This window comes from Cecembia lonarensis LW9 (genome assembly GCF_000298295.1).
Taxonomy (GTDB): Bacteria; Bacteroidota; Bacteroidia; order Cytophagales; family Cyclobacteriaceae; genus Cecembia; species Cecembia lonarensis.
The window spans coordinates 41,246-54,617 of the sequence record NZ_AMGM01000012.1 but is presented as its reverse complement, the minus strand read 5'-3'; the positions used below and the strand labels follow the sequence as shown (position 1 = coordinate 54,617).

Genomic DNA, 13,372 nt, shown 5'->3' with positions numbered 1-13,372 from the left:
TTGACATTCAAACTTTGCTTTTTTACTTTTAAGCTCCATATGTTAAAGAAAAAAAGAAATCTTCTACTTCTTGCCATTTTTGCAATTGGGGTGTTGCTGGCGATAAATTTTTTTTCAGCCGGAAGGGAGAGTTCTGAAAAGTTTGCCAAAGCTGTTACCCTTAAGCTAAATTTAATTCTTCAGGATTTCGATGAAGACTTTATAGAGTTGTTGATGCAAAACCGGCCTGAGGATCCATTGGCATTCAGTAGGTTATCTATTGACGCAAAACAATCCTACTTTGTATTTGAAGATCAGGGTAGATTAATCTATTGGTCAGATTTTACTTTTATTCCGGATTTTGAGGTTATAAAAGAGCAAAGCAATCCATTTATATATGAAGATCGTCAAGGGATTTTCTTTACTAAAATCAGGAGATTTACTAGAAACGAGAAGGGATACTTCTTGGTACAGACTTATCCCCTTTATTTTAAAAGGGAAATTCAGAATGAATTTCTTCAGTCTGGTTTCAACAAAACAATTTTTGGTAATGATTTTCTGAATATAGCCGCCCAGCCTATTGAGGGTTATGAAGATATTCTTAGCGAAAAAGGGGATTACCTTTTTTCTGTGAGCTTCGAGCCAGACTATCAGCCTGTAGAACAAACAAATAATATTACCCTTCTTGTTTTTTTCTTTTCATTGTTGTTTTTGGTACTCATATTAGGCTATGGCTTTGTCAAAACGATATGGCTAAAAGGTCATGGAGGGACAGCAATTTTTTATACAGCCGCTATTTTAATTACTATCCGGCTATTCATGCTGTTTTTTGGATTTCCCCAAAATTACTTTGATTTCGAACTTTTTGATGCGCGACAATATGCATCTTCTTGGTTGAATCCAAGTTTGGGGGACTTATTGCTCAACATCCTTTGTTTGGCAGTACTTTTTTCGATGATCTTGGCTTATTCTAGAATGAAAGGGTTTCTCAGTCGTGTCGCTGAATTAGAGATCTATTTCCACCGCTGGTTTTTCCTGGTATTGATTTTCACAATTTCTTTGTTTTTACTGGTGATATTCTATGGGCTGTATATCAACATTCTCAGTAATTCCCAATGGGAACTCAATATCCTTAGCCTTCCCTCTCTTAACTATCTTAAAATAATCAGCTTGCTTATTATTTTTATTGGTGCTGCCAGTTATATTCTTTTTTCTATCCTAGGCTTGAGTCTATTATTAGGGAATATCAAAGAGGATAAATTGTATGCCCTCAAAGTTTTATTGATTTACTCAATTCCCATTGTAGTTTTATTGTTAGTTTTCAACTGGGTACATTTATTGGCTTTTATTAGCCATGTTATTTTTTTGATTTCCATAATTACATTCGACCTACATAAAAATATTTTTAAAATCGGTCTCAATACATTTTTAACTTTCTTTTTTGCCTGTATGATCACAGCTATTATCGCCGGTATTGCTGCTCATGATGTCTATTTGAATAAGCAGCTGCAGTCCAAATTTAGGTTTGGCACCCAACAACTGGCAGAAAATGATGTGATGGCTGAATTCTTTCTATCCGACATCATGGAACGGATCAGGGAAGATCTTTTTATTAAAAATGTATTGACTGATCCCTTTCAGTCAAAAGAGCAAATAGAAAGAAAAATACGGAGAGTGCATATGACCAATTATTTTGATCAATATGCGCTCAGGGTAAAAGTATTCAGCCCTTTGGGTGAAAATGTATTGACAAGGAATGATGATGAAACCTTGGAAACACTCCGCTTCAGCTATGTCAAAAGTGATTATGTCACGTCCATAAGGGACCTGTATTTCATAAAAGGGAATGAAGAAAATATTGGCAATCAATATTTCGCCTTTGTGCCCATTTATAGAGAAGACTTTTTGATTGGAACAGTCTATTTGGAGTTGAAGCAACTTAGGATTTTACCTGGATCTGTTTTCCCAAAGTTGTTGATGGACAAAAATTATATGGCCAGTATCAACGAGAAAAATTATGATTACGCAGTTTTTCAGGATAATGATCTTTTATATTCTGTTGGGGTATTCAATTATAGGGCTTTGGATTTTGCTTCACTTTTATCTGCATCTGAGTTGTTTGGAACTGGGATTTACAGAAAGGGTTATCATCATTTAGGCGTTAGCAGTGGAGACAAGACCATCATTGTATCCTCTCCTATTTATCCATTATATTATATTTTGGCAGATATATCGCTATTTTTTCTATCATTTATCCTTCTCACTTTGATCAGTTTAGGCGTTTATGCATTAGCCCGTGGCTTAAAAACTTTTGAGTTTAATTACGCTACCAAGCTGCAGATGTACCTCAATTTTGCATTCTTCTTCCCGATCCTTATTATTTCGGCTATTATTCTTGGACTTTTGACCAGTTCTTATCAAGAAGAATTGCACAGACAGTATTTCCAAAAAGCTACCTTGATCAAAGACAATCTTGCAGGAATGATGGAAAGAATGCAAGCAGGAGTTGCTGATCGGGATGATTTCATAGAAATGGTCAACAGTTTGGCAAGTACTACGAATTTAGAAATCAATGTTTATGATAATAATGGATATTTGATGACTAGTTCTCAGCTCAATATTTTTGATAAGCGCGTTTTAACTAAGAATATAAATCCAAAAGCAATCGTGAATTTGGTGGAGGGGCAAAATAATCTGGCACTGATCCAAGAGCAGGTAGGTTCATTAAACTATAAAACCGTTTATGCTGCTGTAAGGTCCTCGGATGGGCAGAATATTCAGGCCATTGTGTCCATTCCATTTTTTGAGTCTGAAAATGAACTGGACATGTTGATAGCGGATGTTTTGAGCAATATCCTCAATATCTTTGTTTTGGTTTTTATAATATTTCTTTTTGTCTCTTATTTCGTTTCAAAAAATCTCACCTTTCCTTTCAAACTGTTGACCCAAAAACTGAAAGTTACTGATTTGGAAAATAATGAACCTATGTACTGGCCTGCTAAAGATGAAATCGGGTTATTGGTCAATGAATACAATAACATGCTATACAAATTGGAGTCCAGTAAAAATGTATTGGCCAGTACGGAAAAGGAGTCTGCATGGAGGGAAATGGCCAAACAAGTGGCGCATGAGATCAAGAATCCGCTGACTCCCATGAAGCTGACCTTGCAACACTTATTGAGACTTCAGTCTGAGGGGAAGCTTGATGATGTTCAAAAACTCAAAAAACCGATAGAAACCTTAATCCACCAAGTTGATACATTGAGTGATATTGCTACTTCTTTTTCAACCTTTGCGAAAATGCCCTTACCCAAAAATGAAGTGATGGACTTTAGGAAGGTGGTTCATGATACGCTCGAACTTTTCAAAAACAGGGAAAAAGGAACCATCAGTTTTGAGGACTTTAGCCAATCCGAAAAACTGTTGGTTATGGGTGATGATCACTTGTTTGGAAGGGTGATTTCTAATTTGATTATCAATGGTATCCAATCTGTTGAGGAGCCGGTCAAGCCAGAAATAAAAGTCTTTCTCAAAGAGAAAGAAGGGAAAGTGATTCTGGAAATAGAAGACAATGGGAAAGGAATTCCTGAAGAATTAAAAGATAAGATTTTTATGCCCAACTTCAGTACAAAGTCTGAAGGCTCAGGTCTTGGATTGGCAATAGCCAAAAGAGGAGTTGAAACCGCTGGAGGTAGGATTTGGTTTGACACCAACTTGGGAGAGGGTTCTGTTTTTTACCTGGAGTTTCAATTGGTGAAATAATATTTTTTGAGTTTGATTTTTGGTTTCTTGTAGTTTAACTACCCGATTTTCATTCTTCATGCATAAAATTTACATTAGTGTGAATTTTGTGTGGGAATATGCCAAGGGGGAAATATTTTCTTTTTCTTATCATGCTCTTTTTTCTGGAGGTTCCGTGGGTTTTAGCTCAGACGGAAACCTGTAAGCACGTCCCAGTTGCGGTGGCATCTGAACCGTTTTTGCTGGATTCCTTGAGTGTTTTGGAAGAAAGTATCCAGGTCACTGATGGGAAGGAAAGGGCTTTGGATTTTTCTTTCCATTTTGGATCAGGGATGTTGCAGGTTTACCTTCCTGAAGGCTATGCAGAAGAGACGGTAATGGTGTGTTACAAAACCTTCCCTTATTCCTTTCAACAAAGAATTTCCAAAAGGACATTGTTGGCCGATTATGACTCCATGGCTTATTTCAAGGATGGGAGGCAAGCAGCAATTCCTGCCTTTGACTTTAGAGAGGAGCTTTTCCCCTCTACCAACCTGAATAAGTCCGGTAACCTCACCAGAGGAATTTCTTTTGGTAATACACAAAACCTTTTTGTCAACTCCTCACTAAACTTACAAATGAGTGGTGAGCTATCCGAAAATCTTAATATTAGGGCCAGTATTACTGACCAAAATGTGCCTTTTCAGCCGGAAGGTAATACCCAACAATTGCAGGATTTTGACAATGTTTTGGTAGAGCTGTACAATGACAAGTTTAATCTTGCTGCGGGAGATGTTGTTTTACAGCAGCGTAAATCAGAGTTTCTTCGCTATTACAAAAACGTGCAAGGTGCACAATTGACCACCAATTATGCCATAGGAGATAAGTGGAAAGCCTCTACCCAAGCAGCGGCATCGGTAGCTAAAGGTAAATTTGCTTCTATTGTTCTGGAAGTAACTGAGGGTACATTGGGGCCATATAGGATTCCCGGGCCACAGAATGAGCGCTTTGTAATCATTATGGCCAATTCGGAAAGGGTTTTCCTAGATGGTAAGCAACTGCAAAGGGGCTTTAATTATGATTATGTGATTGATTACAATCAAGGTGAAATCACTTTTACCCCTAATGTATTGATTACCCAATATACCCGGATAAGAATTGATTACGAATATGCCGAAAGGAATTTTACCCGGTCTATTTTGACAGCCAATCATATTCAGGAAACGGATAAGGTAACCTTATACATGAATTTTTACCGGGAAATGGACAATAGAAACAGACCGCTTTTCTTTGAATTCAGCGATGCAGATAAAGTACTTTTGGCCTCAGTAGGCAATGATTTAAATGCCGCTGCAGTCCCTAGGGTGGACTCCGTTGCCTTTGACCCTAACAGGGTATTGTACAGGAGGGTACAGGATGTGGATGACCAAGGGAACCCTATAGAATTTTTTGAGTATTCCACAGACCCAGAACAAGCCCGTTTTGCTGTGGGATTTTCTGAAGTTGGACAGGGCAATGGTGACTACGTGAGAGACCGGCAATTGGCCAATGGACCTGTATTTGTCTTTAGGCCCAGGATCAATGGAGTGCCACAGGGGAATTACTCTATATTGTCCCCATTGCCTGCACCGAACAAGAAGCAAATGTTTACTACCGGTGCTAAAGTGAAACTGAGTGCTTTTGAGCAGGTCTACACGGAAATGGCTTTTTCCAGCGTGGATCAAAACCTATTTTCAGAAATAGACAATGAAACGAATAATGGTTTTGGTATTAAGTCAGGTTTTATTTCCGAAAACAGGCCCTTAGAAAAATTGAAAGGTTACCGATTCAATGCCTTGACCGAATTTGAGTACAACTCCAGCAATTTTAGCTTTATTGATCGCTTACGATACATAGAATTTGACCGGGACTGGAGTTTGACCCAAGAGGATATGTTGCTGGCTGGTCATGAAAGGATCTTCAATGCTGGATTTGAATTGAACAAGGACCTGCATAACCAAATGAGTTATCGCTTTAATTTCCGAAATCGGGGTGCTATTCAGTCCGGAACCCAACATATGGCCAAGTTCAATCAGCAATTGGGAAGGAGGATTTTTTTAAAAAATGAGCTCTTTGTTTTGGACTCTGACGTGCGTAATCTCAATTCAGACTGGGTCAGGTATACCGGTGATGTTCAGTATAGATCAAAGATTTTGGTTCCCGGTTACAGGCTGATGCTCGATAGAAATGCGGTCAGAAATATAGAGACGGATTCGGTGGTGAGTACTGCCATGAACTTTATAGAGCACATGGCGTATATCAACAGCAACGATACTTTACCGTATTCATTTTTTGTAAATGCCTCTTTCAGGGAAGATCTTTTTCCGGTAAATGGTGTATTGTCTCCTGATACAGAAGCTTTTCAAACCATGTTTGGATTAAAAAGAAGGTTTAAAGGGCATGACCTTAGCGCAACCTTTACTTACCGGGAATTGGAATTTTTAAGGCTGAATTCAGAAAAAGAGACCACAGTTTTGGGCAAAGTAGATTACTTAGGAACCATGGCTAAAGGTGCAATAAGAAATGAACTCAGCTATGCCCTGGGTAATGGCAGGGAATTTCGCCGGGAGTTTGTTTTTCTTCCTGTACCCACTGGAGAGGGTACTCATACTTGGAGGGATGACAATGGTGATGGCATTCAGCAATTGAATGAGTTTTACCTTGCAGTGAATCCTGAAGAAAAAAACTTCATCAAAGTGTTTGTACCCACTACTGAATTTGTACAGGCTTTCACCACGATTTTCAATTATCGCCTGAATGCCAGATTTCCTGATGCTTGGAGAAAAGAGGCGGGGCTTAAGCAGTTTATGCAAAAATTTTCCAATACGACAAGTGTGAGTATAGAGAAAAAAATTACATCCAATGAATTTTGGGACAGGATCAACCCTTTTGTGGGGGGCTTTGCAGATGAAGACCTGATTTCTGTAAGACAGGTGATACGTTCTTCTTTTTTCTTCAACAGATCCTCGGCCAAATATGGTTTTGATTTTTCTGTTTTTGACAGTCAGAATAAGCAATTGTTGGCCGGGGGATTTGATGATTTGATCCAAAAGGACTGGCGGCTAAATACCCGTTACAATATCAATCCAAATCTCAACTTCCGGTTGATAGGGCAAACCGGAAACAGGGTAGCCAATTCAGACTTTTTGGACAACCGCAATTATGACATTCGACAGTATGGTTATGGGCCGGAATTCGCCTATCAACCGAGCAGTGTATTCAGGACAACCCTCATGTATCAGTACTTGGATAAAGTGAATCAGGCCAATACAGAGTTCAATGAAAGGGCGGAGATCCATCAAGCTGGTCTTGATTTTAGGTTCGCCAAGGCTATTAAAACCACCATCAATGCCAACTTCAGGTACATTTATATCGATTACAACGGACAGCCCAATACCCCCACAGGCTATGAAATGTTACAGGCTTTGACTATTGGGAACAATGTGACCTGGTCATTGAATTGGCTGCAGAAAATCGGGGAGGGTTTACAGATGAATATGGTGTATGAGGGAAGAAACTCGGAAGGATTGGGCAGGCTGGTGCATATCGGCCGAATGCAGGTAACGGCATTGTTTTGAACCACAACCTGTCCCGAAAGTCGGGAAAAGGGACAAAAGTGAACAAAAGAGGCGGCTTTTTGGGTCTAGGGCTAATTCAGGAAGCTTTTGTGACTATTGTGTTCTTTTTTGTTTGGGGGAATTGATGGTTTTGGTGGTTGGGATAGACAAGATTTACCGATAATCGGCTTTTTACTTTGAACCACAAAAGGGACAAAAGTGAACAAAAGAGGCGGCTTATGGGGTCTAGGGCTAATTCAGGAAGCTTTTGTGACTGTTGTGTTCTTTTGTGTTTGGAAAAATTGTTGGATTTGTTGGTTGGGATAGACAAGATTTACCGATAATCGGCTTTTTATTTTGAACCACAAAAGGGACAAAAGAGGGTAAAAGAGGCGGCTTATGGGGTCTAGGGCTAATTCAGGAAGTTTTTGTGACTGTTGTGGTCTTTTGTGTTTAAGTTTTTTTCAGGTTTGATTAAGAAAAGCCAATATTTTGTAAAGCTTGAGTGTATTTTTTATTTGGATTGGAATCACTGTTTAAAGTTTGGTCAGTTCCAGTTTCCTGAATTCCACCTCAGCTCCTTCTGCCTGAATGGCGATTTTGCCTTTGGTGGCGGTAGCGCCAAAGCCATGGTTGATCAGGTCACCATTGACCCATACCTTGACCTCATCTCCTTGGCATTCGATCAGCATATGGTTCCATTCTCCCAAAGGTTTTTCTGAGCCGTCTGTGAGGTTAAGGATACGCCGGCCTTTTCCTTCTGTCACGCCCCAGTTCTCTTTTGGACCTCTTCGGGCTTCCATATCCGGAACCTGAATGTCTTCACCGATTACCCAAAAATCACCAGCATTTTCATGCATCATCTGTACTTCTATAGATTTGGGGAACATGTCATATAGAAACCTGTGGCTAGAAGCATGCACCAATACCCCACAATTGCCAGGCTCACCTGGAAATCGGTATACCACCTCCAAGCGGTAATTTTCAAATTCCTTTTCGGTAATTAAGTGTCCTAGTGGGGTGCCTAGACTTACCAACATTCCCTCTCGAGCGACAAATGGTTTTCTCAAAGAGAAATCCTTTTCCAGTTCGGGTACATCCATATACCAACCATTAAGGTTTTTTCCATTAAAAAGACTTTGGGCGGAGCTTTCCAAAGCTAAAAGTAAAATAATGAGGGTAATCCGAAATTTCATACCTCAAGATACAGAAATTATACCTTTTCGGGAAAACTTTTGTGAGGACTTGAATTCATGCCATTTGAACTTATTTAAAAACTGAACTTAGTGGTGTGATTTCTATGTATTGTAAACTGTCTTTTTCAAAATAATTAAATAAATGGTCATTTGGCCCAAAATGAATAGGCATATGCTGGATATCCATTAATGCTGCTGTAGGAGTATCATCAAGAGCACATTTTATCAAATGTCTGCTCAACGTTTTCCTGTCTGAATGCTGGGTTACAATTAATAAAAGCTGATCATTGTAAAGTGTAAAATCCATTACTCTGGTGTATTCTTGTATATCAACCTCTGCTTTATTGAATTCTTCCATGGTGGCATACCACTTGTTTTCTGTGAAATTATAGTTGAATTCTACCGGAACTGAGAATTTTCTTTTTGAAAGCAGTTTTCCTTTTTTATCAATAGTCAGAAGCATTTGATGGAACGGATTCAAAAGGTGGATTTTGTTGTCTTTTACAAACACTTTGATATACTCCGCAACAGGGTGTGCCAAGGTTTCTTCAAACAGGAGTTTTGAGCTTTGATTTTTGATATTGTATAGATGAATTTTGAATTGATTCAGTTTTTCGAACTCAAAAGTGCCAATAATAAGGTGGTTTTTATCAAATTTGGTAAAATCTGAAATGAATTCGGTCGAGGGAGTGTCTATGGTTAATACTTTGACATTATAGGGATTTTCAGTATCGATAAAATGAAATTCATTTGGGGAGATTTTTAAAATCGCAAGAGTCTCTAGGTCGAAATAATTTAATTTGGAAACATATTGGCCTTTGATTTCAAATCCTGCATAAGTTTGCTTCATCTCGACCAGCTGAATGGCCGAATCCAATTTGTTCTCCCTGTATATATCCAGCTGTGTTCGGAAGTTGTGGAGAATAAAAAAAGCATCTTGATGAAAAGACATAAGCAGCTCATTGGGGTTTCTGATTTTTTCAATCTTTATTGTTTGCTCAATATCATGAAATGATTCCTTTTGGTTTTCGCAGGAAGATTGAAAAATCAGATGGCAAAAAAGACAGATACACCGAAGGTAATGTTTTGCTGATTTCATTTTACAGAAGGATTAGTTTGGAAATAATGACTGCTTTTTTCCAAATAATTTTCAAAATAACGCGTGCTGTCCCAGAGAACTTTAATCTTGTTTTCATTACCGAATAACATGGCTTTTTTCTTGGAATTGGAAAGCACTATGACTAAAGTAGATGTATCGTTTGCGCTGAGATTCAATCTGTCTGCGTATTCTGAAAAGCAGGAATTACAACGGTCAAGATCAATGATAGCAAACTGAGGCACTGCATTGATTTTATTTTCAAGTTCCCTATTTACCTGACTGGTTTCTTTAGTACATGCCATGAACAATAAAATCAAAACAAAGGATACTTTACTCCACACTGAACACATCATATACAATTTCATCTTCTTGTAAACCATCATAATTGGGATGAATTCTTGGTATGTAAATGCCTTTTGGACCAAGAAATAATAGTCTTGGATCATAAGTTCTGGAATTGATTCTGGTGGTGCCTAAAAATTCACCATCAAGCCTATAAGAAAGAATTTCAAAATTCTTTATCAAGTAAGGATTATTGGAATAGTTGTTTGGTGAATTAGGGTTGACTGTTGGAACATACCTCAGCCTATGTATAATATTTTTATTTCTATCCAATAAAATTTTTCCATATACATATCCTTCTAATGACATTTCCAGCCATTTTCCATCATAATTTTCTTTTGGGACTGGTTTTGGGTTGGTGCCAATGCCTCCATTCATAGGTATTGCTTTTGACTCAATTAAAACTCCATTTTCGCCTATGATATGATAAACTGTATCTGAGAGGTTCCATGAAAAATACCATTCTTCCTTATCAATTTTTATTCTTGAAAAGGTTTCATCAATCCACCTTTGGTTATTCATAAATGAAGGTTTTTTTACATAGGGATATGATTTAAAGTTTCCTGATTCTAAATCAAGACTATGCTCATGGATAAAATCATCATTCTCTATACTTTCATTTGTTAATTGAAAGACTGAAAAGTGTAATTCATTTTCAAAGATTATGTTTGGCATGGAAGGAGTACCTACGTGGTTGATTAAGCCATCCACGTCACTGTTGAATTCATTATGCCTAATTCTATCTATAATATTACCTTCTACATTTACAATAAGAGAATTCTTCAAAATAAATTGTGAAAATAAAAAAATTGAATCCTGATTATGATAATAGAACGTATTGAGTCTTTCTATTCCATTCACTCCCTCTCTATCAATGTTGATTCTGCCAATAAGGCTTTGTTCAGATAAACTGTAGATGTCCAATGAATAGTTGACCTGATTTAAAACCAATAAAGAATCACCCACAGACTGATAAATGAAAAATTCATAAGTGGATACTTCATCTAGTGGAAATTTAACTGATTTAGATTTAATTAAGAATTGATTTCCCGAATTTTTGGAAATTGTGGAATTATCACATGAGATCAATAATAATTGAATAACCAAAACGTTGATAAATAGTACCCTCATATACTATATTTTTTAAAATCTTAAAATAAATATAATCAACTTGAAAGTTAAGTAACAAGTTGATTATAAATTAGATTGATTTACTGTTGGGAACCCCCACACTGAATATCAGGACAGTCCCCACCTGTTCCTCTACATGCTCCTGGGTCATTAGGAACTGTTTTGAAAGCACATATTAGACATCCTGTATCTGGATCAACAGCGCATGCACTATTACTTGAAAAACTGATTCCTGCTGACATAATCAATGTCAAAATTGAAGCTTTTAAGAAATTTTTCATAAAGATTTGGTTTTAGTTAATGATTTAGTTATGAAAGTTAAAAAAAAAATAACTAAGTCAAGAGTTTTGTCTGATTTTTACATTTTTCCCCTTGAGATGAATGCTCATTAGCGCAGAAAAAGGATAAGTTGACAAACGGTATTGCCATAAACCTATTTTTTTGAGTATTTCAAATCCCAAATTAAACCCTTATGAAAATCAATTTCCTCGCATTGAGTGCTTTCGGTGTACTTATTTCCATTTCTGTACAGGCCCAGGTAATTCAACAATCCTATAAAGACCAGGTAGAAACTTTGGTGCAAGATCCTGCTGTAAAAAAAGCTTTTGACCATATCCTAAGTATTGATGAACAGACTGTACAGGATATGATTACCCTGACAGAAATTCCATCGCCTTCCCATCATGAGGAGGAAAAAGGGAAGGTCTTCGCCCAAATGCTGAGGGATGCCGGAGCAGATTCAGTTTGGACGGATGAAGTAGGGAATGTGATTGCCCTTAGGAAAGGAACGAAATCCGAAAGGACTTTTTTGGTGGAAGGTCATCTGGATACGGTTTTTCCTTTTGGTACCGATGTGACCGTCAAGCAAAGAGGGGACACCCTATTTGCCCCTGGGATTACAGATGCCAACAGGTCTTTGGCCATTGTGGTGGCCTTACTCAAAACCATGATCCATGAAAATATCCGCACCAAAGACGATATCTGGTTTGCAGGCACGGTGGGTGAAGAGGGTTTGGGAGATCTGAAGGGCATGAAGCACCTGTTTAGGGAGGGTGCATATCCATTGGCTGCCCATATTGCCATTGATGGGGGAGGATTGGAAGATATCGTCAATGGGGGTATTGGGTCTTTAAGGTACAAAGTGACTTTCAAGGGATCAGGTGGACATTCTTATGGTGCATTTGGGATTGGCAATCCTCACAATGCCTTAGCCCAAGCAGTGGTTTCCTTTGTGCCTAAGGCTGATGCTTTTACCAAAGATGGCCCTAAAACTACCTACAGTATTTCAGTTCTCGGTGGGGGTACTTCGGTGAATTCCATTCCTTACGAGTCTTGGATGCTTGTGGATATGCGCTCAGAAACCCAAGAAAAACTCCAGGGCATCAATCAATTATTTTTAGAATCTATCCAAGAAGGTTTGGAGAAGGAAAATGCAATTATTCGAAGAGGTGAGGCTTTGACTGTGGATATTGAAAAAGTTGGGGACAGGCCCAGTGGATTGGCAGACCCTGATTCCCCTTTGATTCAGCGGACCATGGCGATTGCGAAACACCTTTCAGGGAATGATCCCAGATTGAGTTCCAGTTCGACCAACAGTAATATAGCCTTTTCCATGGGCGTTCCAGCGGTAACCATTGGCCGTGGAGGTTTGGGAGGCGGTGCCCATAGCTTGGACGAATGGTGGATCAATAAGGATGGACATTTGGCGATTCAGCAGGTGCTTTTGTTGATTTTGATGCAAGGGGGTTGGATGTAGCATGATTCAACACAAATGGATTAAAATTTGTTGGCTGTAAATATTAGCCTTCTGCAAACATATCGTCAATCCGGCGCTGTAAGGTGATGATTTCTTTTGCCACTGGGATCTTTTTATCGAGTACATGGATGACAATCTTTTTTTTCTTGATCATGCAGCTGGTAGTACCCGGCTGCAGACTGATTACCCAGGCAAGAAGCAGGGTTTTGAGTGGATCCCTGTAGTGATTCACTGTGATGAACTCTGGATCTGTGGGTACCCTTTTTAGAAATACCCGCTTTGCTACATCCCAACCGCCTCTTATGGCTGTTGTAACAAAGTACAAAAAAAAGCGGATAACACCAATCGGCCTTAGCATCCACTTTCCAGGAGGGATACTGTAAATGCTGATTACTGTGGTTGCCGTTAAAAAAAGCGCTACCAGCCAGATTTCGCTGGGCTTTTGCCCTCCCAACAAAACAATCCAACCTGCGGCAAAAAGCAAAAAACGCCCAACAAAGCTTTTGATAAGTACGCTTTTTTTCAGTTGCTTGATATCTGTCTTCATGGTCAT

General features: G+C 38.6%; 8 protein-coding genes. 3 read left to right on the top strand and 5 right to left on the bottom strand.

The genetic code is table 11. The annotated features are described in order from the left end of the window. The first annotated feature begins 39 nt into the window (after nucleotides 1-39). Both B879_RS05890 and B879_RS05885 read left to right on the top strand, forming a co-directional pair. Entirely contained in the window at nucleotides 40-3,741 is a 3,702-nt protein-coding gene (locus tag B879_RS05890; protein WP_009184241.1) for a sensor histidine kinase, read from the top strand. Nucleotides 3,742-3,839: 98 nt separating this feature from the next. Continuing rightward, nucleotides 3,840-7,316, top strand: coding sequence for a DUF8818 domain-containing protein (locus B879_RS05885; protein ID WP_009184240.1), 3,477 nt, complete (start codon nucleotides 3,840-3,842; stop codon nucleotides 7,314-7,316). Nucleotides 7,317-7,831: 515 nt separating this feature from the next. Here the strand turns inward: B879_RS05885 and B879_RS05880 are convergent. From B879_RS05880 to B879_RS05865, 4 genes are all read right to left on the bottom strand, one after another. Further along, nucleotides 7,832-8,491: a 3-keto-disaccharide hydrolase gene (locus B879_RS05880; protein ID WP_009184239.1), complete on the bottom strand. Its 660-nt coding sequence runs from the start codon at nucleotides 8,489-8,491 to the stop codon at nucleotides 7,832-7,834. Nucleotides 8,492-8,561: 70 nt separating this feature from the next. Next, nucleotides 8,562-9,590 carry a hypothetical protein gene (locus B879_RS05875; protein ID WP_009184238.1) on the bottom strand — a complete coding sequence of 343 codons (1,029 nt, stop codon included), beginning with the start codon at nucleotides 9,588-9,590 and terminating at the stop codon, nucleotides 8,562-8,564. Beyond that, on the bottom strand, nucleotides 9,587-9,892 hold the full coding sequence (locus tag B879_RS05870; protein ID WP_040400316.1) for a hypothetical protein: 306 nt from the start codon (nucleotides 9,890-9,892) through the stop codon (nucleotides 9,587-9,589). The genes B879_RS05875 and B879_RS05870 overlap by 4 nt, the downstream gene beginning before the upstream one ends. 28 nt (nucleotides 9,893-9,920) lie before the next feature. Further along, complete coding sequence (locus B879_RS05865; protein ID WP_009184236.1) at nucleotides 9,921-11,063, bottom strand: DUF4221 family protein; 1,143 nt, start codon at nucleotides 11,061-11,063, stop codon at nucleotides 9,921-9,923. A gap of 472 nt (nucleotides 11,064-11,535) precedes the next feature. Between B879_RS05865 and B879_RS05860 the strand changes: the two genes are divergently transcribed. Further along, nucleotides 11,536-12,819 (top strand): M20/M25/M40 family metallo-hydrolase, encoded by a 1,284-nt coding sequence (locus B879_RS05860; protein ID WP_009184234.1) that lies wholly within the window; start codon nucleotides 11,536-11,538, stop codon nucleotides 12,817-12,819. Nucleotides 12,820-12,862: 43 nt separating this feature from the next. On the opposite strand, the gene B879_RS05855 is transcribed toward B879_RS05860, so the two are convergent. Next, nucleotides 12,863-13,366, bottom strand: a complete 504-nt coding sequence (locus B879_RS05855) for a Na+/H+ antiporter subunit E (RefSeq protein WP_009184233.1) — start codon at nucleotides 13,364-13,366, stop codon at nucleotides 12,863-12,865. Nucleotides 13,367-13,372: the final 6 nt, after the last annotated feature.

What these genes read in the sequence shown, in the direction of transcription:
- B879_RS05865 (WP_009184236.1), bottom strand. Translation starts at nt 11,063, where the DNA reads ATGAGGGTACTATTTATCAACGTTTTGGTTATTCAATTATTATTGATC.
- B879_RS05875 (WP_009184238.1), bottom strand. Translation starts at nt 9,590, where the DNA reads ATGAAATCAGCAAAACATTACCTTCGGTGTATCTGTCTTTTTTGCCAT.
- B879_RS05890 (WP_009184241.1), top strand. Translation starts at nt 40, where the DNA reads ATGTTAAAGAAAAAAAGAAATCTTCTACTTCTTGCCATTTTTGCAATT.
- B879_RS05870 (WP_040400316.1), bottom strand. Translation starts at nt 9,892, where the DNA reads ATGGCATGTACTAAAGAAACCAGTCAGGTAAATAGGGAACTTGAAAAT.
- B879_RS05860 (WP_009184234.1), top strand. Translation starts at nt 11,536, where the DNA reads ATGAAAATCAATTTCCTCGCATTGAGTGCTTTCGGTGTACTTATTTCC.
- B879_RS05855 (WP_009184233.1), bottom strand. Translation starts at nt 13,366, where the DNA reads ATGAAGACAGATATCAAGCAACTGAAAAAAAGCGTACTTATCAAAAGC.
- B879_RS05885 (WP_009184240.1), top strand. Translation starts at nt 3,840, where the DNA reads ATGCCAAGGGGGAAATATTTTCTTTTTCTTATCATGCTCTTTTTTCTG.
- B879_RS05880 (WP_009184239.1), bottom strand. Translation starts at nt 8,491, where the DNA reads ATGAAATTTCGGATTACCCTCATTATTTTACTTTTAGCTTTGGAAAGC.